Annotated in this window: 17 protein-coding genes; 11 read left to right on the top strand and 6 right to left on the bottom strand. The window is 58.9% G+C overall.

Translation table 11 applies throughout. The features are described from left to right. Positions 1 to 62 precede the first annotated feature (62 nt). The 4 genes from BM160_RS12135 to BM160_RS12120 form a co-directional block, all read right to left on the bottom strand. Positions 63 to 1013, bottom strand: coding sequence for an LD-carboxypeptidase (locus BM160_RS12135; RefSeq protein ID WP_255368848.1), 951 nt, complete (start codon positions 1011 to 1013; stop codon positions 63 to 65). 55 nt (positions 1014 to 1068) lie between these two features. Next, positions 1069 to 2457 carry a tRNA adenosine(34) deaminase TadA gene (gene tadA, locus BM160_RS12130; RefSeq protein ID WP_092005530.1) on the bottom strand — a complete coding sequence of 463 codons (1389 nt, stop codon included), beginning with the start codon at positions 2455 to 2457 and terminating at the stop codon, positions 1069 to 1071. A gap of 64 nt (positions 2458 to 2521) precedes the next feature. Then, a complete protein-coding gene (locus BM160_RS12125) occupies positions 2522 to 2734 on the bottom strand; it encodes a hypothetical protein (protein WP_092005527.1) in 213 nt (70 codons plus the stop codon). A 10-nt stretch (positions 2735 to 2744) separates the two neighbouring features. Further along, positions 2745 to 3374: an FMN-binding negative transcriptional regulator gene (locus BM160_RS12120; protein WP_092005810.1), complete on the bottom strand. Its 630-nt coding sequence runs from the start codon at positions 3372 to 3374 to the stop codon at positions 2745 to 2747. A 124-nt stretch (positions 3375 to 3498) separates the two neighbouring features. Between BM160_RS12120 and BM160_RS12115 the strand changes: the two genes are divergently transcribed. The 3 genes from BM160_RS12115 to BM160_RS12105 all read left to right on the top strand — a co-directional run bounded on the left by BM160_RS12115 (position 3499) and on the right by BM160_RS12105 (position 6734). Further along, entirely contained in the window at positions 3499 to 4224 is a 726-nt protein-coding gene (locus BM160_RS12115) for a Crp/Fnr family transcriptional regulator (RefSeq protein WP_092005524.1), read from the top strand. A gap of 25 nt (positions 4225 to 4249) precedes the next feature. Continuing rightward, positions 4250 to 5347, top strand: a complete 1098-nt coding sequence (locus BM160_RS12110; RefSeq protein WP_092005521.1) for a phosphotransferase family protein — start codon at positions 4250 to 4252, stop codon at positions 5345 to 5347. A gap of 127 nt (positions 5348 to 5474) precedes the next feature. Then, a complete protein-coding gene (locus BM160_RS12105) occupies positions 5475 to 6734 on the top strand; it encodes an acyl-CoA dehydrogenase family protein (protein ID WP_092005518.1) in 1260 nt (419 codons plus the stop codon). A 661-nt stretch (positions 6735 to 7395) separates the two neighbouring features. On the opposite strand, the gene BM160_RS12100 is transcribed toward BM160_RS12105, so the two are convergent. Both BM160_RS12100 and BM160_RS12095 read right to left on the bottom strand, forming a co-directional pair. Further along, positions 7396 to 8742, bottom strand: a complete 1347-nt coding sequence (locus BM160_RS12100; protein ID WP_255368847.1) for a sigma-54 dependent transcriptional regulator — start codon at positions 8740 to 8742, stop codon at positions 7396 to 7398. A 10-nt stretch (positions 8743 to 8752) separates the two neighbouring features. After that, complete coding sequence (locus tag BM160_RS12095; protein WP_092005516.1) at positions 8753 to 10072, bottom strand: acetate kinase; 1320 nt, start codon at positions 10070 to 10072, stop codon at positions 8753 to 8755. 946 nt (positions 10073 to 11018) lie between these two features. On the opposite strand from BM160_RS12095, the gene BM160_RS22610 reads away from it, so the two are divergent. From BM160_RS22610 to galE, 8 genes are all read left to right on the top strand, one after another. Further along, positions 11019 to 12206, top strand: a complete 1188-nt coding sequence (locus BM160_RS22610) for a hypothetical protein (RefSeq protein ID WP_369821778.1) — start codon at positions 11019 to 11021, stop codon at positions 12204 to 12206. 88 nt (positions 12207 to 12294) lie between these two features. Further along, a complete protein-coding gene (locus BM160_RS12085; protein WP_143093241.1) occupies positions 12295 to 12672 on the top strand; it encodes a hypothetical protein in 378 nt (125 codons plus the stop codon). A 12-nt stretch (positions 12673 to 12684) separates the two neighbouring features. Next, positions 12685 to 13368 carry a C39 family peptidase gene (locus BM160_RS12080; protein ID WP_092005507.1) on the top strand — a complete coding sequence of 228 codons (684 nt, stop codon included), beginning with the start codon at positions 12685 to 12687 and terminating at the stop codon, positions 13366 to 13368. Then, positions 13368 to 13919 carry a hypothetical protein gene (locus tag BM160_RS12075; RefSeq protein WP_143093240.1) on the top strand — a complete coding sequence of 184 codons (552 nt, stop codon included), beginning with the start codon at positions 13368 to 13370 and terminating at the stop codon, positions 13917 to 13919. Before BM160_RS12080 ends, BM160_RS12075 begins: the two co-directional genes overlap by 1 nt. A gap of 242 nt (positions 13920 to 14161) precedes the next feature. Further along, positions 14162 to 15127: a transglycosylase SLT domain-containing protein gene (locus BM160_RS12070; RefSeq protein ID WP_092005501.1), complete on the top strand. Its 966-nt coding sequence runs from the start codon at positions 14162 to 14164 to the stop codon at positions 15125 to 15127. 56 nt (positions 15128 to 15183) lie between these two features. After that, a complete protein-coding gene (locus BM160_RS12065) occupies positions 15184 to 15672 on the top strand; it encodes a low molecular weight protein-tyrosine-phosphatase (RefSeq protein ID WP_092005498.1) in 489 nt (162 codons plus the stop codon). 354 nt (positions 15673 to 16026) lie between these two features. Then, positions 16027 to 17364, top strand: a complete 1338-nt coding sequence (locus BM160_RS12060; protein WP_092005494.1) for a GNAT family N-acetyltransferase — start codon at positions 16027 to 16029, stop codon at positions 17362 to 17364. A 414-nt stretch (positions 17365 to 17778) separates the two neighbouring features. Then, positions 17779 to 18798, top strand: coding sequence for a UDP-glucose 4-epimerase GalE (gene galE, locus BM160_RS12055; RefSeq protein ID WP_218156612.1), 1020 nt, complete (start codon positions 17779 to 17781; stop codon positions 18796 to 18798). The last annotated feature ends 224 nt before the right edge of the window (positions 18799 to 19022 follow it).

Here is a 19022-nt window from a genome sequence, read left to right as displayed (position 1 = left end):
GACCAGGATCAGGGCAGCGACCGACCTCAGTTTGGTGTCGCCCACCACTGCCAGATTCAGTTTCAGTGCTGATGGCCCCACAGCAAGAAGGCATCTCGGTCTTCCACCGCCAGCGTGATGGCTTGACCGACCGGTAGCAGCACCTTGGTCGGCACATGGCCAAACGGCAGGCCGGTCAGCACTCGCGCTTTGACCTGACTCTGCAGCCAACTCACCACGCCGGCCAGCTTGTAACCCTTGTCATGGGGAACCAGCTTGTAGTTGCTGAACTGTCCAAAAATAATGGCCTTTTGTTGCGCCAGCAGACCTGCCTGCAGCAACTGCGCCAGCATGCGCTCGACCCGGAAGGGGTGCTCGCCGACGTCCTCAATGAACAAGATGCCGCCTTTGATGACCGGCAGGTAAGGCGTACCGACCAGAGAAGCTAACATCGCCAGGTTGCCCCCCCACAAAACCGCATTATTTATGGTAAATCGCTCACTAGCCTTTGCTACACCTGCGGTAAGAGCTATTGAATTTGTAGCGATTTTAGGCAATTGCCAGCCCGTGCCCTCAACCTGCCCGGTGATCAGGTCATCAAAGCAGGCTTCCATGATGTCGTCTGGTCCGGCCACGGCGCCAAAGTCTTCGCCCAGCGACGGGCCAGCCCAGGTCACCGCGCCGGTTTTCGCCAGCAAGGCCATTTGAAACGCCGTGAAGTCGCTCAAGCCGACGAACTTCGTCCCCTTGGCGACGGCCTTGGCCACAGCCTTGTAATTGATAGCGGGCAAAAGGCGCGTCAGGCCATAGCCACCGCGGGAAATCAGCGCCACATCGGCGCCGCTGGCCGCCGCACGATGAATGGCCGCGAGCCGGGTCTCGTCGTCGCCGGCAAATCGCTGGTGCGTGGCCAGCGCGGCTTCGTCAACTTCGACCTCATGACCCAGGGCTTGCAAGCGCTTGATGCCACGCTTGAAGCTGGCTTTGTCGCGCACGGCGCTGGAGGGTGAGTAGATGTAGATATGTTTTTTCACGGGTGCAAGTATCCCATTGCTGGAGCGCCAAGGCAGACCAGCGGCAAAACCACGGTTAGTCTGGGCGCTTAAAAAACCGCAAGGCGTGCTGTGCCACCTGCTCGCCATGCTCAGGCACAAAATGGCCGGCTTGCGTTAGCACCACCGCTTCGCCGCAACCGCAAATCAGCGGTTGAAGTCTCCGCATCACCGGCTCGCCCAGTACCGGGTCTTGCGCACCGAGCACCATCAGCGCCTGTCCGGTCCAGCGGCTACGCCAAAACTCACGCGCCTGGCGCGACAGCTCGGCGCCGTCTGAATCCTGAAATTCCGGCACCATGGCGGGAAAGGCGCGCAAGGCGGCGCGATGCCCTTTGTCGGGAAAAGGGGCGCTGTAGGCGGCGCATTCTTCAGCGCTCAATTGTGGATTAGCCCTGGCCAGCAAGCGCGCGACATCAAAGTCCGGGTGTTTCGCACACCACTCGCGCCAGGCCAGAAAGCCGGCAGGCAGCGACTCATCGCCGCAAGCCAGTAGCGTGTTCATGACCAGCAGACCCCGGTAGCGCTGTGGCGCAGCCAGTGGCAAGGTCAGGCCGAGCAGCCCGCCCCAGTCTTGCACCACCAGAACGATGTTTTTTAAATCCAGCCTTTCCACCAGCTCAAGCAGCACCTGCCGGTGCGTGTTAAAGCTGTGAAAGCTGTCTTTCTTGGGCTTGTCGCTTTTGCCAAAACCAATCAGATCGGGCGCGACCACTCTATGCCCGGCCTCCAGTAAGCTGGGGATCATCTTGCGGTACAGATAGCTCCAGGCCGGATTGCCGTGCAGGCACAGATAGGTCAGGCCTTGCTCACTAGCACCCTCGTTCAGGTAGTGCAGGCGCAAACCGCCTAGCTTCGGCAGATCACTGATGTAGTGCGGCGACCAGGGGTAGCCCGGCAGGCCCTGAAAAGCGCGATCGGGCGTGCGCAAGGCATGGTCCCGCAGAGGATGCAGTCGCCGGGCTGCTTCGCGCTGCTCGGTGCGGCGCTGGCGAAAAAAATCTTGCAGCAGTGCGCTGCTTTCTGCCGCCAACACCCCACCCTGGCATTCGGTCTGGTGATTGAGCTGCGTCTGGGCAAACAAGTTGATGACCGAGCCGGCTGCGCCCGTTTTGGGCTCGGCTGCGGCAAACACCACGCGCTTGAGCCGCGCCTGCAACATGGCGCCGCTGCACATGGCGCAGGGCTCCAGCGTGACGAACAGCTCGCAGTCATCGAGCCGGTAGTTTCCCAAGGCCTGCGCCGCCGCGCGCAAGGCCACGATCTCGGCGTGGGCCGTCGGGTCATGGCCATCAATCGGCGCATTACGGCCGGTGGCAATCACCTGGCCGTCGCGGACCAGCACGGCACCCACCGGAACCTCGCCCATGGCAGCGGCCTCGCGGGCCTGCGCCAGCGCCATTTGCATGAAAGTTTCGTCACTCATTTTGCTACGATTTTAATAGCTTCTTGCGACCATCCTATATGGGCTAGAGTGCTATTCCATTCATTTATTCACCCTCGGGCATGGGCCTGGCCTGTTGCAGCGTTTTTTCCAGGGTCTGCTGGAATTGCTGCTGAATTTGCTGGCTTTGTACTTGCGGCGTGCTGCTCGCCTGCGCTGGCGGCAAGCGAACAGGCGCCACAGCCAGCTGCTTTTTTGCCAGCACCCCGACGACGGCCAGCACCAGTAGCAGACTCAATACGCTGAAAACAATACGCATCTCAAGGCTCCTAGGGATTGTTTGACCCGGTGCCCATGCCCAAACGATCCATCCAGCCGGCCAGCGCTTGCTCCTCTTCATTACCAACGGCGTACATGGCCCTCATGGCGGCATACGCCTCGGGCCGGTGCTGGTTGATTTTGAGCTTGCACTGCCAATCGCTCACCTGCAATTCAAAGGCGACGATGCCGGCCAGCATCTTGTGGGCGAATTCCTCACCCAGACCGCGCCACTGCTCGGCATAGGGCGGCTCGTGATCGCCTATCAGCTTTTTAAGCAGGCCATCCTTGGCCACAGGCTCTTCAATGAGTGTGGCCTGCACGGTGCAGTGCACAGCGAGGTAATTCCAGGTCGGCACCCGCGCCAGGTCGGGATAAACCTTGGGCGACAGATAGGCATGCGGCCCCAGAAAAGTGGCGACGGCCTGCGGGCGCGCCTGCAGATAGCGCCAGTGCGGATTCGGTTTGGCGACATGGCCCAGCAGCACCATCTGGTCGCCCCGCTCTTCCAGATGCAAGGGCAGATGCGTCACATAAGGCAGGCCGGAGTCATCCACGCTGATCAGGCTGGCAAAGGGGTGTTCCTGGATCAGCATGGCCACCTGGGTGCGGTCGCCTTTGAATTGGGGTGGCAAATACATGAGCATGAGCATAGGTCAAAAAAGGCAGCGCCAGAAGCCGCGACGCCAAGGCGACAGCCGGGCGCTACAGGCCGCGTCCCTCAAGTGACAATGGAAGGCTTGTAAGTCACTCAAAAGACAGCTCATGGACGATCCTATTCTTACGATAGACGAAAGAGCAGCCATAAACGGTGGCCGCTGGTTTTCATCCCTGTCCCCATCCCTGAGACACGACATACTGCGATGCGCCTACGTCAAACGCTTCAAAGACGGCGAACTCATTACGGCCCGCGGCGACCCGCCGGAAGAATGGATCGCCTGCGCCACGGGCGCGGTACGCGTCAGCTCGACCTCGATTTCGGGCCGGCAGATCACCCTGACCTATGTGGAGCCTGGCATCTGGTTTGGCGACGTGGCGATCTTCGACGGCGAGCGCCGCACCCACGATGCCTATGCGCATGGCAGCACCACTATTTTGTGCGTGGCGCGCGGCGACCTGCGCAAGATTCTGAGCCAGCACACCGAGCTGTACGAGGCCTTGCTGCGCCTGCATGCCCGGCGCATACGCCAGCTCTTCGGCCTGGTGGAAGACCTCAACACCCTGCCGCTGCGGGCACGCCTGGCCAAACAGCTGCTGCACCTGGTGCGCAGCTATGGCGTACCCAGCCTGGCCGACGGGCGCGAGGTGCGCATAGGCCTGCAGCTGGCGCAAGAGGAGCTGGCCCAGTTGCTGGGCGCCTCACGCCAGCGCGTCAACCAGGAACTCAAGTCCATGGAGCGCGAGCAGGCCATACGCATAGAGCCGGGTGGCCTGGTGGTGCGCAACCGCGACATCCTGATGCGCATTTCTGAAGCCGAGGCGGATAAATAGCTACACAAGGCATAGGACACAAGTCATGAGCAACTTTGACCACTTTGTAGGAACGCGGGCCGTCACCGGCTCCCAGGCCTTTGATCTGGCGGCCCTCAGCGCCTATCTGGAGCAGCACCTGGAAGGCTTCCAGGGCCCGCTGACGGTGGAAATCTTCAAGGGCGGTCAGTCCAATCCGACCTACAAGCTGATCACGCCGGCACGCGCCTATGTGATGCGGGCCAAGCCCGGGCCGGTGGCCAAACTCTTGCCCTCGGCGCACGCGATAGAGCGCGAGTTCAAGGTCATGACCGGTCTGCAGGGCACGGACGTGCCGGTGGCCAAGATGTATTGCCTGTGTGAAGACGAAGCCGTCATAGGCCGCGCCTTTTATGTCATGGAGTTTGTCGAAGGCCGGGTGCTCTGGGACCAGGCCCTGCCCGACATGACGCCGGCCCAGCGCGGCGAGATTTATGACGAGATGAACGGCGTCATCGCTGCCCTGCACAAGGTCAGGTTTGCCGAATGCGGCCTGGCCGATTATGGCAAGCCCGGCAACTATTTCGAGCGCCAGATCGGCCGCTGGAGCAAACAATACGTCGCCTCCATCACCCAAGCCATACCCGAAATGGACGCCTTGATGGCCTGGTTGCCGGCCAACATTCCCGCCAGTGCACGCGATGAAACCATGGTCTCCATCGTGCATGGCGACTTCCGCCTCGACAACCTGCTGTTCCACCCGACCGAGCCGCGTGTGCTGGCCGTGCTGGACTGGGAACTCTCGACCCTGGGCCATCCGCTGGCCGACTTCAGCTACCACTGCATGGCCTGGCATATTCCGCCCGGCGCCTTTCGCGGCATTGGCGGGCTTGATGTGGCCAGCCTGGGCATTCCGGAAGAAGCCGACTACATCCGCCTGTATTGCGAACGCACCGGTTTTGCCAGCCCGGCGCTGATCAAGGCCGACTGGAGTTTTTACCTGGCCTACAACCTGTTCCGTATCGCCGCGATTTTGCAAGGCATCGCCAAACGGGTTGAGGCCGGTACCGCCGCCAGTGCCCAGGCGGCTAGCTCCGCCAAAGGCGTGCCTGTGCTGGCCCGCATGGCCTGGGACTTTGCCCAGAAGAGCCAGAAGCAAACATGACCCCCACGCTTGTCGCTTCGCGTACTTCGCTGCCCCTGTCACCACGAAAAGGGGCGAATTTTCCTTGGGGCGGCCCTGCGGAAAATTGTTTATCCACCTAACCACCACGCTACCCAAGGAGATAGAGATGGACTTCAGCTACACCCCCAAGGTACAGGACATGCAGGCTCGCCTGCTGGCCTTCATGGACCAGCATGTTTACCCGAACGAGGCGCGTTTTTTCCGGGAAATTGCCGAAAACCGCGCCAAGGGCAATGCCTGGATTCCCACCACCCTCATTGAAGAACTCAAGCCCAAAGCCCGCGCTGCCGGCCTGTGGAACCTGTTTTTGCCGCAGTCGCCGCGTGCCCCCGAAGGCCTGTCCAATCTGGAATACGCGCCGCTGTGCGAAATCATGGGCCGCGTGCCCTTTGCCGCCGAGGTCTTCAACTGCTCGGCGCCCGACACCGGCAACATGGAAACCATAGCCCGTTATGGCTCGGAAGCCAACAAGGACGAGTGGCTGGAGCCGCTGCTCAAAGGCGAGATTCGCTCGGCCTTTTTGATGACCGAGCCGGAAGTCGCCTCATCCGACGCCACCAACGTGCAATGCCGCATCACACGCGACGGCGACGACTACGTGCTCAACGGCCTGAAGTGGTGGTCGTCGGGCGCCGGGGATCCGCGCTGCGCCATTTACATCGTGATGGGCAAGACCAATCCCGAGGCCGGCCGCCACGAGCAGCAATCCATGATTCTGGTGCCCGCCAATACGCCTGGCGTGACCGTGGTTCGCCCGCTCTCTGTTTTCGGCTACGACGACGCCCCCCACGGCCACATGGAGGTGCGGCTGAGCAATGTGCGCGTTCCCGCCAGCAACCTGCTGCTGGGCGAAGGCCGCGGCTTTGAAATCGCCCAGGGCCGGCTTGGCCCCGGACGCATCCACCACTGCATGCGCAGCATAGGCATTGCCGAGCGTGCGCTCGAGTTGATGTGCAAACGCCTGAACAGCCGCGTTGCCTTTGGCAAACCCATCGCCAGCCAATCGGTCTGGCATGAACGCATTGCCGAGGCGCGCTGCATGATCGAGCAGGCGCGCCTGCTGACCCTCAAGGCTGCCTACATGATGGACACCGTGGGCAACAAGGTCGCCAAGGCGGAAATTGCCATGATCAAGGTGGTGGCGCCCAACATGGCCTGCCAGATCATCGACTGGGCGATTCAGGCCCATGGCGGCGGCGGTGTGTCGGACGATTTCCCGCTGGCCTACGCCTATGCCAGCCAGCGCACCCTGCGCCTGGCCGACGGTCCGGACGAGGTGCACCGCGCCTCCCTGGCCAAGCTGGAGCTGGCCAAGCACCTGTTAATGCCGGGTGAGGTCGAGATGCCGGTGACGCGCGGCGGCTAAGCCATGTAACCCGGCAAGCGCTGCCGCTGCCGCTGCGGCTTATCCGCGCGCCGCTGGCAGCGCTATCCCGCATCGAGCCCCCGCTTAGCCGGCACATCCAGGCCGTCACTTCCGGAAAAACATCCAACGGATTGCTTACACCGGAGCCAGGAAAAGCCGCAACTTTCGCCAGGCGCATTGATCGCACTGGCTGCGGCCGCACGGCAGAGATTGGTTTTGCTGGTTTCTTTGGCCAAGCCAAGCCTTCGCGAGTTTCCGTGTGCCTTCGCAGACGAATGCGCCGCCAAGATTCCCGGCGCATTTCGAAAGCTCTGGACTGCAGGAATCGCAAGGAGATTCTTATGAGCAAACTCGTACGGGCTGCCTTGGTGGTCCTGCTTCTTATGGTTGCCGGCTGCTCTTCCATGGGGTCGGGCACAGGCAGCCCCAACGGCGCTTCAGGCTGGGCACAGGATATGTTCTACACAGGAGGTCGCCTCTAGCGCAGCGATGGCCCGGCCTTGGGGACGCAGGCACCACGCGGCGGCCAGATGGCTTTGACTTGAAAACCAGCTGAATTTTTAGCAAAATCAGGCTCTAGCCCTTATGTGACGGGCGGGATAAGCTATCAAATAAGGAGTTTTTGTGTGCGGCAACTTGGCAACTTGGCGCCCTGGTCTTGTCACCCAGCGCCTTGCGCCAGGCCGTGCTTGTCCATCAGGCGGTATAGCGTCATGCGGGAGATGCCCAGTTCGCGCGCCGCATGGGTGATATTGCGGTCTACCCGTCCCAAGGTCATGGCAATCGCATCGCGCTCCGCCATGGTACGCACGGCATCCAGCCCGACACCAGCCGCACTGCGAGCCATGTTCAGGCCCAGATCTGCTGGCGTGATCAGCCGCTGGTCACTCATCACCATGGCGCGTTGTACCCGGTTGCTCAGCTCGCGGACATTGCCCGGCCAGCAGTGCGACATCATCGCGGACAAGGCCTGACGGCTAAAACCCTCCACGCGCCGCTGGTGCTTGTCAGTCATGCAGTGCTGCAGAAAATGCTGCGCCAGCACCGGCACGTCGGACATGCGGTCGCGCAGGGGCGGCACCTCTATGGGTAAGACATTGAGGCGATAAAACAGATCCTCACGAAAGCGCCCCGCCGCCACCGCTTCCATCAAATCCACATGCGATGCGGCCACCACGCGCACATTGATCTGCAGGCTGTGTGCAGAACCGACGCGATGAATGGTGTGTTCCTGCAGAAAGCGCAGCAGATTGGTCTGCAGCTCAAGCGGCAGGTCGGCGATTTCGTCCAGAAAGATGGTGCCGCCGCTGGCCGCTTCAATCAGCCCGGGTTTGCTAGACGTGGCGCCGGTAAAGGAACCGCGCTCATGGCCAAACAGTTCTGAATGGATCAGCGAGGGCGCAATCGCGCCGCAATTGACGGCAACAAACGGGCCGACGGCGCGCCTGGAGCACTGGTGAATGGCGCGCGCGGCCAGCTCCTTGCCGCTACCGCTTTCGCCGCCAATCAGCACGGAAGCCTCGGTGGAGGCCACTTTGCGGATCTGTTGCTGCAACTTCGCAATGGCCGCGCTGTGCCCGACCATGCCCATTTTTCCGGTGGCCTGCAGGTAGATATCGTCCCGGCCACGCAGTTGAGCGCGGCGCAAGGCGTGACCCAAGGTGAGATGAAACTCGCGCCAGTCCACCGGCAGTGTGTGGTAGTCGAAGAAGTAGCTCAGCACCCATTCGCGCAGAAGCGGCGAGTCGAGCGCTGGGGCATGAAACAAACCCACCCACTCCAACCCGTTCGATAGCCGCAAGCAAGCTTCGACCCAGGCCAGTTGTTCGGGTGCAAAGTCCTTGAGCAGCAACACGCCAACCTGCATCGGCTGATGCGCCTGAATGCGCCGGCTCACGCCAGCCTGATCGCTGGCCTGTAAAACGTCCCAGCCCATGAGACTCAATTGCTCGACCACCTCAGCCGCGGGTTCGAGCGGACTGAGGCAAAGAATCTTTGGCAACGCCATGCAAGCCCTTTCAGAACGTCATTGGAATTCTGATGCTCATGGTCAGGTCCGGTGTGTCACGGGTTAGGCCGGCACCGACCGTGATACTAAAAGTGGTCTTGTCACTGTAGCGATATGAATAGCCCAGCAGCATGGTGGCCAACTGAGTGCGCACCGAGCCTGGCACCGGTGCGCCGTTCTGGCGCGTGCGACCTATCGAGTTCAGATCGACGCCTATGCTGAGCGCCGACTTGTCATTGAGCGCCAGTCCCATACCGAAATTGATGCCGAAGATGCCGCCTGGCTCCACATCGCCTATGAATTCTTGCTCGCCATTGAGCACCTGTCGGCTAATGCCGCTTCGCTTGAAGTTGTAGGTGTAGCTGATCCCGCCAAAAAACACGGCAGGATCAGAGGCGAACAGCCAGGTCACGCCCGGTTGCAGCGAATAAAAGCCCGAGCCGGTCGGCAGATCCAGCGGCAGGCCGGTTCCCGTGGTGTTGCCTACGCAGCGCGTGACGCAGTCGGTCACGACCTCGAAGGGGTCTTTTCCGGTGCGCGTCTTGAAGCGCAGCGATCCAACGACATAGGGTTTATTGGCGCCGCCGTCGGTGAGTTGATAGCGCGCTGCCAGCTCTATATCGCCAATAGACTTTCCGCTGCTGTTGAAAACGGCATCAGAGGCTGATCCGGTAAAAATTTCACGGCTGATGGTCGCATCAGAACGGTACACATAGGGCAGCCTGGCTTCCAGTTCAAACCGGTTATTCACGCCATAACGGGTCGTTAGCGCTCCCGTGATGGTATTGCGCTTGACTTCGCGCACATCAATCAAGCCTATCAGCAAGGCCGGAATGATGGTGTAACCCACCAAGGCCACCCGGTTGCTTGACGAATACACGTACTGGACCGAGGGCTCCAGCACAAACTTGCCCTTGGGCGTCAGAATGCCTGGCTGCTCAAACAAGGGTGCCACGACCGGAGGCTGCTGGGACTCATCACTGGGGGCCACCCCCACACGTACCGATCGTTGGGTGTTGTCGGGCTCACTGCCTGCGTTCTGGTTTGGCGCCGTCTGGGCGCCTTCCGTGGGCCCAGTGGCGGGTCGAGCATCCTGCTGGCCCAGCGAGCGCTGCAACTCACGCTGTCGCGCCTCCTGATCCGCCACCGCCTTTTTGAGTATCTCGATCTGCCGGGCTTGTTCGGACAACTGTTGCTGTAGCCCTTCGATACGCGCAGCCCCTTCATCACCGGCTGCGGCGCTCCCTTGTGCATAAGACGCCGTGCACGTCATGACCATGGTGGAACAGGCAAGGACGGCTGCACGCCCCTTACTGCGAGATGCATTCATGACGCCCTCCTTGTTTTTATTCGGCCGCACGATGTAAGACTCTTTTACTTCCTTTAAGGGTAGGCCTTGGTTGTGAGTGGCTGCAAGACACAAGTTGCAAAAAAAGGTAATTCCCCGTTGCAATCATGCTGCGCTGTCACAGCTCTGAGACAGCCACAGCCTGTATCTTTTGGCGTATTGCCAAGCCGCACCTAAGGCTGTGTCTGAGATTTTCAGAGCGCTTGCCAGGCGCCCTACCAAGGCAGCGTCACAAAAGCGAGACAGTCTCACCGGCACCTGGTGGTGGCCTGGTCACGCTGGTTTTACAACGGCCACAAAGGGGTGTGACTGGCTGGGAAGCCCGGATACCTTCACATTGATTAACGGAAGCGTCATACATCTGTGACAGTTTGCTCTGCCGATCTTGCGTCGAACCCGTCGTCATGAGCTGTTCTCGCCTGGAGCAAATGCTTTCTCCATAGACGGCGAGGCTTTGTCAGTTTCTTGTGAAAGTTGGCACTCAAGTTGCTTTGCCACCACTGATTTGCGGAAACGCAATTCAACCAAGGCATGTTGTTCGGAAACTTAAACAAACGTAGGAGGCTTTATGAAAAAGACACTGTTGGCTTCGGCCATCGCCCTTGCATGCGTTTCCGCATGGGCCAATCCGACCAATAACGGCACCGACGGTACTGCTAACGCAACGACCGGTAACCAAACCGCAACTGCCACCTCGACGCAAGGCGGCAATGCGCCGCAGGCTAACGAGAATTCAACAGCATCGCAGAACAACTCAAATCAAGGAAACACTAACAGCTCAAACAACTCCAATCGACACAACAACCAGAGCACCAACAACAACTCTGACAACAGCCTGAACAGGAACTCTGGCCAGGCACTTGCCAATGCTGCAAGGTCGGTCGCACTCAATAACGGCTCCACGGGTACGTTCAGCAACGCTTTCAATGTGACCACGGCCACAGCCACCAGCAACCTTAGCGGCACGGTGACCGGCAACCGCGTGCATGACATTGGCAACACCGCCTACAACACTGGCAATGCCAACGGCGGCACCGGCAACGGCGGCACTGGCGGCACCGGCAGGGGTGGCTCTGCATCCGGTTCTGCTTCTGGCGGCAATGGTGCCGGCGGCGTCGGCGCAGTGGGCGCAGCAGGCGGAAGTGCCTCCAATGGCGCCATCAGTCATGGCAGTGCCACCAATGGCAGCTCCGGCGATGCGGGTAACGGCGGTCGCGGCACGGGCGGCGGCGCTAACGGCTCAAGCGAAAGTGGCCGGGCCATCGCCAATGGAGGAGACGGTGCACGCGGCGGTTCCAGCGGCGATAGCGGTCGCGGCGGCAGCAGCGGCAGTCTGGCTGCTGGTGAGGGCGGCGATAGCGGCCGCGGCGGCAGCAGCGGCAGTCTGGCTGCAGGTCTTGGCGGCAGGAGCGGTGGTGCCGGCGGCGGCGGCAGTTCCGGTGGAACCGCGGCAGGCGCAGGCGGCGCAGGTGGCTCGGGAGCCACAGGCGGCATCGGCGGCGACGGCGGCAACGGTGGCAGTGGCGGTGCCAGCGGCACGGCAGGTGCAGGTGGTGCTAGCGGCGCAGGCGGCGCGGGCTCCGGGAGCAGCACGGCTGGCGCCGGTGGTACTAGCGGCGCAGGCGGCGCGGGCTCCGGGAGCAGCACGGCTGGCGCCGGCGGCGCTAGCGGCGCTACGGGCGCAGGCGGCGCAGGCGGTGCAGGTGGCGCAGGCGGCATGGCCAGCAGCACTTCCGGCGGAACCCGCACGGGCGGTGCAGGCACGGGCGGCGCAGGCGGCTCGAGCATGAACGGCAGTGCCACCAATGGCAATGCCAGCAACGGCAGCAACACCGCAGGCAATGGCGGGGCTGGCGGTAGCGGTACCGGCGGTACGGGTGGTGCAGGCAATGGTGGTGTCAACACCGCCAGCGGCGGCACCGGCGGCACCGGCCAGGGCGGCATGGGCGGCGCTGGCGGCACCAACAACGTCAACGCAGGCACCTTCAACATGTCCAATGCCATGACCAGTGTTGGGCAGTCGGCTGCTGGCATCATGCTGGCTAACCAGAACAGCGGGTTTGCCTCGCTGATTCAGCAAAGCGTGAATGTCCAGGCCAACCTGGCTGTTCACTAAAGCGACCTTGGCCGGCATTGATCGCGGTTCCAAAATGGGCTGAGGTTAATGCCGGCTTGTCGCCATCGTCCATCAAAGGGGCAACAAAATGAAACCAAGCGAGATGTTCTGGTTCAGTTGTGTCGCGTTGCTCACATCACTACCGATGCAGGTGACAGCACAAACGTCACCAGCGCTGCCGGTCACGGCAGACACAGCCCAGCAAAGCGCGGGGCCAGTCGGCTTTGACAAGCCGGTCGCGGCAGCTGCGTTGGAAAGCTATCGCGGCGGTACGGAACTCATTCGCAATGATATGGAGCTTGCTGGCACAACCGCTGGCAATACCGCCGTCAATGTGGCAACGGGCACCAACACCATCAGCGCCGGCGCGTTCTCCAGTATGAGCGGCCTACCGGTGGTGATCCAGAATACCGGTGCCAACGTATTGATCCAAAATGCCGTGATTCTGCACTTGCAGATGAATTAATGGGAGGGCATCATGCGTTGCCGTCCCCTGCTCCTGACGCTCACGGCGGTCATGGTGACTGCTGCCGGGGCGCAGCCAGCTTATCTACCTTCCATGGGCGGCGGTGATGTCTTCATTCCCGTGACCAGTATTCGACAAGCTCGCCTGGCCGGCACCCTGCTACAACAATACGATTTCAGTTGCGGCTCGGCTGCCTTGGCGACGCTGCTGACTCACCATTACGGCTATCCGGTGTCTGAGAGTACAGTTTTTGAATATATGTACAACCACGGCGACCAGCAAAAAATCCGGCGTGAAGGATTTTCGCTGCTCGACATGAAGCGTTTCCTGCAAGCCCAGGGCTTTGAGGCAGACGGATTCGAGCAGCCGTTGAACAAGCTGGCCGAGGCACGCATTCCTGCCATTGTTCTGATCAACGAAGGGGGTTATCACCATTTTGTGGTGATCAAAGGCCTGCGTGGCGACCGCGTTTTGATAGGCGACCCGGCAAACGGCACGCGCGCCGCCTCACGCAAGACGTTCGAGGCCAGTTGGCAAAGTGGCCTCCTGTTTGTCATTCACAACCGCATGGAGACAGCACGTTTCAATCTGGCTACCGACTGGCGTGCCGCACCTGAGGCACCACTGGCGACCGGGATCAATCGCAATGATCTTTCCGGCATCACCATGCCCGCTCTCGGTCCGGGAGACTTCTGATGTCTCACTTACGTCGCATCCACGTCGCAGCGCACCTCCGCAAATCTTGGCGCATCGCCGGCTTGTACACTCTGTTGGTGGCCAGTGCCTGCCAGGCGCAGAGCCTCCCGCCAGAGTCGCCACAACAGGGGGCAATGTGGCTCACGGTGAGCGACCGCACCTTGGCACGCTTGCGCGGCGGTTTTGATTTGGGCTCCGGTCTTGTCGTTTCGTTTGGTATCAGCCGTGCGGTGTATATCAATGGTCAGCTGATAACGGCCACCTCGTTCCAGTTGGGTGACATCAATACACTCACTGCGGCGCAGGCCGCTGTGCTGGGGCAGAAGATCGTATTGCAACCCCAGCTCGTGCAAAACGGTCCTGGCAACACGGTGGACCCCGTCGTAATGCAAGTGCCCCTGGCCACCTACATTCAAAACACCCTCAATAATCAGCTCATACGTAACCAGACCGTGATCCAGGCTACCAGCAACAGTATGGGCATCGTAAAAAGCCTGAATCTGCAGGCAACGATCAACGAAGCCCTCGCCAACGCCATCGGAAGCCGCTGACCCGGATGTATGGGGTTTCGCACAGCAGTGCGCAGGACACTTCATAGAACTCTACCGTGCCTGACTTGGTCGATTTACGCACTTGCTCCAGTAGGGGCCTGATTTGGTTGAACTGCTCTGGTGACGTCGCTCGGATATCTCTTCTTTCTCATCCGAATACTCTCGGATAGGACAGAGATCGTGAACAGGCGCTACAGCCCAGGTTGGTGACAGACCTTAGAAAAACCAGCATACTTTCCAGAATGCACGTAGGTATTTCCTCCCTTCTGGCTGTGTTGATGACGACATACTTTCCTGCCGTAGCGGCGCAGGGACATGGCTCCGAGGGGGAAAGCGTCGTTAATGATGTTCAGGTTTCCAAGCTACGCTTGGAGGCCCTTGCCTATGAACATGGCGAGGGTGTGCCGCGCAACCCTACTCTGGCCGCGACCCTGTACTGCCAGGGTGCGCGTCAGGGCGACGCGGAGGCGCAGTACAACTTGGGATGGATGTACGCCAACGGTCGTGGAGTGGAACGCAGTGATTCGATAGCTGCATTCTTTTTCCATGCAGCCGCCGAGCAAGGGCTGGAAGCCGCCCAGCGCATGCTCAAAGTAGTGGGAGCTCCCACGGGGGAATCACCTGACTGCATGCGTGATCCTGCACCGGAGCTCACTACGCCCAGTCAACCGAGCGTCGATTACAGTGCCATTGCTCCGCGGAAAATTTTTGATCTGGTGATGAAAATATCGCCTCAGTATCACGTGGAGCCGCAGCTGGTGCTGGCCATCATTGCCGCAGAATCCAACTTCAACAGTCTGGCGCTATCACCCAAGAATGCACAGGGACTGATGCAGCTCATCCCGCAAACCAGCTTGCGTTTCAACGTGAAAAACCCCTATGACCCAGCCCAAAATATTCGGGGTGGTCTGACCTATCTGCGCTGGTTACTGGCCTATTTTGAAGGCGATGTGGCGCTGGTGGCTGCTGCCTACAACGCAGGGGAAGGCAAGGTCGAGCGTTACCGGGGGGTTCCGCCGTATCTGGAAACGCGGGCCTATGTGCAACGCATACTCAAGTCGGTCGGCACCGCTACTCACCCGTTTGACGAAACAGTGGCCCGTCCCTCCCCTTCGCTTCCTTTGATTCGCTTGTCCTCGCGCGGCAAATCGAAGGTGGTCCCGGAAAATCTGAACAAGGCGATAAGCGCAGCGCCTCCTAAACAGTGACCGTTGTGTCATGGGTGTACGCCGCACCAACATGGACACTCCAAGGCCCTCTCCAAATGACGAAACTCCTGATGGTCTGTATGGGCAATGTGTGCCGTTCGCCGATGGGGCAGATCGTGACATTGCACTTGATGAAGAAAGCCGGCCTTGCGTCCAACATTCAAATAGATTCAGCCGGCACTCATGCCGGCAACGGCAAAGCGCCACCGGACCCGCGAGCCAAAGTGGTGTTGTCCAGGCGTGGATATACGATTGGCAAGAGTCGATCACGTCAAGTCATCGAATGCGACTTCAGTCGCTATGACTTGATCCTTGCGATGGATCAAGCAAATCTGAAAGATCTTCAACGCCTATGCCCGGTGGACCAGGCACACAAACTGCGCCTGTTTCTCGAGTTTGCGAAAGGGGTAGATAACTGTGATGTTCCCGATCCGTATTACGGCAACATCGAAGGTTTTGAGCGCGTACTTGACCTATGTGAAGTTGGCGCACGTGGTTTAGTTGAGCATTACCAGACGCACTACGGTCTGCCTCAGATTCCGTAATAGTCCCGATACCACGGTGGGCCTCAAACGAAGAAAGTGAGATACCACGCTCAATTCAAGGCGGTAGCAGTCAAGCAGGCGAGTGAGCGTGGCCACGGGGTGATGGATGGCGCCAAGCGGCCGGGCTTTCAGAGGTCTGCCGTGACAAGGTGGTTCTAAGCATTTTGTTTCGCATCCACTGAATCGGGTCAAGCGGAAACAAACAGTCCAAAGGCGCCTTGTGCAATAAACTGAATGTCCTGATGTGTAAGGCGGGTCACAAAACTATTGGAAACAAAGAATCCGCTGCTTCTTGAGTAGCAGCGACTATGCTTTCCATCCTTGATCCACAGTTAGCAACGTAGCACCAGTTGAATGAAAAATTCACATTCATCAAATGTAAAAAGGGTTTTGCATCAAAGTCTTCGGAAAATATTCTCCTTCTTCCCTCGGGTCGTGCGGTTTGCGGTATACCGGTCTTTTGTTGACTGCGATCCCAAGCCCGATAAATGCTTGGTTCTCAAGATTGCGGAGACAAGAGAAGAGTTGGAGGCGTGTTTTAAGTTGCTTCACGACGCCTATGTTGGTAGCGGCTTCATGCAACCCCATCCGTCAGGCATGCGTATTAGTATTTACCACGCACTACCTACGACGACAACGCTGTGCGCCAAATTTGATGGCGAAGTTGTGGGGACGATTTCCCTCATTCGAGAAAGTGTTTTCGGTTTTCCATTACAGAGTATTTTTGACCTACATGAACTTCGCGAAAAAAATGGCCGAATAGCTGAAGTATCAGCGCTTGCGGTGCATCCAAAATTCAGGAAAACAGGCGGTTCCATCCTGTTTCCGTTGATGAAATTCATGTATGAATACTGCACCAATTTCTTCGACACCAGGCATTTGGTGATTGCCGTCAATCCCAATCGGATTGACATGTATGAGTCTCTTTTACTGTTTAAAAGATTGACGGAAAATTCGGTTGAAAACTACGATTTTGCCAATGGTGCGCCTGCAATTGGCGCCTCTCTTGACCTGCATGTAGCCCCTGAAAATCTCAAGGCGGTTTATGGCAAGAAAGCATCACACAAAAATCTTTATCTGTACTTCGTGCGAATGAAGTTGCTTAATATTTTGATGCCAGGTCGGCGCTACTTCACCACTAATGATCCGGTGATGACGCCTGAGCTGCTCGACTATTTTTTTAATCAACGCACCCAAATATTTCAACACCTAAAAAAAAGGGAAAAGGGGTTGTTGCATTCCATCTACAACCATCCCGAGTACCAGCAGGTATTACCACCCTATATTAGTGAGTCTGACCTGCCGATACGTCAGCGTATGCATCAACGATACTCGCTCAAATGCCCTGGTAGCTTTGCTGTCATGGGCACTGAGACAATGGATGTTTACGAGCTGCAGGTGATTGAACTTTCAGATGAAGGTTTTTTGGCGCACGCAAAAGAACCATTACCTATTAATGTCCAGGGTGAGGCTCACGTTCGATTGGGAAGTACGGAAAGATCCATCACAAAAGCCACGGTCATACATGGCAAGCGCAAGGATTCTCATGGGATTTATGGCTTCAAGCTGATTGAGTCTGATTTGTCATGGCGAAAACTGGTTGGTGCGCTCCAGTCTGGTGCAACTCATGAAGACGTGGATAATGTCGCCCAACTCTTGCCGGTGCCAGTTAATATTGCTCCGCTGCAATAGCTAAAGAGCACACACAAACTCAATAGCCTTGCTGATTCCTGAACGCCTTTTCAAGGCAGATTCTTTGGTTCAAAAAATGAAAACCATGTTGAAAATGCCTTGCTCGCACCCATGTGGGCAACCTATTAATCCGTGAACTCGGTCAACATGGCGCTGACCTTGCCTTGTGCAAGCGTGCCACCTTCTCGTTAAAGCACTTAAGCAGAGCACATAGACCGTACCAACCTTGTACCGCTAAGGCCTGGTGAAGAGTACGATCTGATCAGTTGTCTTGCTTTGCAATGCTGGGGTGGAAGGCGCCGCGCACCCCAAGTCTGCGCGCAAGGCTGCTGGGGCAAGTATTGCCACGACGCAGGCTCCTGGTTCTGGCGCTGAGGGCAAATTGATCATGTTTTTATTCCGAAGGCATATCCAATGAGCATGATTCTTGTAACCGGAGGTGCTGGCTATATTGGCTCCCACACTTGCGTGGAACTGCTGGGCACAGGTCAAGATGTCACTGTTTTTGATAACTTCAGCAACAGCCAGCCTGAAGCGCTGGCACGGGTAGAACGCATTACCGGCAAGAAACCTGGCCTGATCGAGGGCGACATCCGCGATTCGGCAGCGCTGCTAGCCGCCTTACGCAAGAGCGGCGCAAGCTCTGTCATTCACTTCGCCGGCCTCAAGGCGGTGAGCGAGTCGGTGCAAAAACCGCTGGCCTATTACGACAACAACGTGGTGGGCACAGTCAGGCTGCTGGAGGCCATGACGCAATGCGGCGTCAAAACCCTGGTGTTCAGCTCGTCGGCCACCGTGTATGGCGACCCGCAACACCTGCCCTTGCGCGAGGACCATCCCCTTTCAGCCACCAACCCCTATGGCCAGAGCAAGCTGTTCATTGAAAACATGCTGCGCGACCTGTACCGCAGCGACCCAAGCTGGCGCATTGGCATCCTGCGCTACTTCAATCCGGTGGGCGCGCATGAAAGCGGCTTGATAGGCGAAGACCCACGGGGCGAACCCAACAACCTGTTGCCCTTCGTGGCCCAGGTGGCGGTGGGGCGACGCGAGTTTCTCAATGTGTGGGGCAAGGACTACACCACACCAGACGGCACCGGCGTGCGCGACTATATCCACGTGATGGACTTGGCGCAGGGCCATCTCATGGCACTGGAGCGATTAAAGGCACAGCCAGAGTGCCTGACCGTCAACCTGGGAACCGGCGTGGGCTACAGCGTGCTGGACATGGTGCGCGCTTTCGAGCAGGCCAGCGGCAAGCCCGTGCCCTACCAACTGGCACCGCGTCGCGCCGGCGATATCGCCTCCTGTTACGCTGATCCGGCGCAGGCCTTGACACTGCTGGGCTGGCGTGCTCAGCGCGGGCTCGAAACCATGTGCGCGGACGCCTGGCGCTGGCAAAGCGCCAACCCTAATGGCTACGCTCAAACCTGACGCTCAACAAGCTTGGCCGACTACACCCATCAGGCATTGAATAAAACATTGAAATTCAAATAAGCGCGAAATAACTTCGGCACGCCAACCCGTACGTTGATTGACTTTGCAGCGAAGCAGGCGGCATGGACCGGACACAACTCAGGAGGGGATCGAAGTGACGACTGCAAATGATGTCTCCCATGCCCAAGACCTGATTCCGGCCGCCGGACCAGGGACGCGGA

It is taken from the genome of Polaromonas sp. OV174 (assembly GCF_900112285.1).
Classification (GTDB): Bacteria; Pseudomonadota; Gammaproteobacteria; order Burkholderiales; family Burkholderiaceae_C; genus Polaromonas.
Note: the sequence above shows the minus strand (reverse complement) of the source record. Positions and strands in the feature narration are given on the sequence as shown.

Bases quoted from the DNA above. Each gene is read 5' to 3' on its own strand.
- BM160_RS12095 (WP_092005516.1), bottom strand. From the start codon at position 10,072: ATGAATGCATCTCGCAGTAAGGGGCGTGCAGCCGTCCTTGCCTGTTCC.
- BM160_RS12065 (WP_092005498.1), top strand. From the start codon at position 15,184: ATGACGAAACTCCTGATGGTCTGTATGGGCAATGTGTGCCGTTCGCCG.
- BM160_RS12105 (WP_092005518.1), top strand. From the start codon at position 5,475: ATGGACTTCAGCTACACCCCCAAGGTACAGGACATGCAGGCTCGCCTG.
- BM160_RS12100 (WP_255368847.1), bottom strand. From the start codon at position 8,742: ATGGCGTTGCCAAAGATTCTTTGCCTCAGTCCGCTCGAACCCGCGGCT.
- BM160_RS12110 (WP_092005521.1), top strand. From the start codon at position 4,250: ATGAGCAACTTTGACCACTTTGTAGGAACGCGGGCCGTCACCGGCTCC.
- BM160_RS12125 (WP_092005527.1), bottom strand. From the start codon at position 2,734: ATGCGTATTGTTTTCAGCGTATTGAGTCTGCTACTGGTGCTGGCCGTC.
- galE (WP_218156612.1), top strand. From the start codon at position 17,779: ATGAGCATGATTCTTGTAACCGGAGGTGCTGGCTATATTGGCTCCCAC.
- BM160_RS12120 (WP_092005810.1), bottom strand. From the start codon at position 3,374: ATGTATTTGCCACCCCAATTCAAAGGCGACCGCACCCAGGTGGCCATG.
- BM160_RS12070 (WP_092005501.1), top strand. From the start codon at position 14,162: ATGCACGTAGGTATTTCCTCCCTTCTGGCTGTGTTGATGACGACATAC.
- BM160_RS12080 (WP_092005507.1), top strand. From the start codon at position 12,685: ATGCGTTGCCGTCCCCTGCTCCTGACGCTCACGGCGGTCATGGTGACT.
- BM160_RS12085 (WP_143093241.1), top strand. From the start codon at position 12,295: ATGAAACCAAGCGAGATGTTCTGGTTCAGTTGTGTCGCGTTGCTCACA.
- tadA (WP_092005530.1), bottom strand. From the start codon at position 2,457: ATGAGTGACGAAACTTTCATGCAAATGGCGCTGGCGCAGGCCCGCGAG.
- BM160_RS12115 (WP_092005524.1), top strand. From the start codon at position 3,499: ATGGACGATCCTATTCTTACGATAGACGAAAGAGCAGCCATAAACGGT.
- BM160_RS12060 (WP_092005494.1), top strand. From the start codon at position 16,027: ATGAAAAATTCACATTCATCAAATGTAAAAAGGGTTTTGCATCAAAGT.
- BM160_RS12075 (WP_143093240.1), top strand. From the start codon at position 13,368: ATGTCTCACTTACGTCGCATCCACGTCGCAGCGCACCTCCGCAAATCT.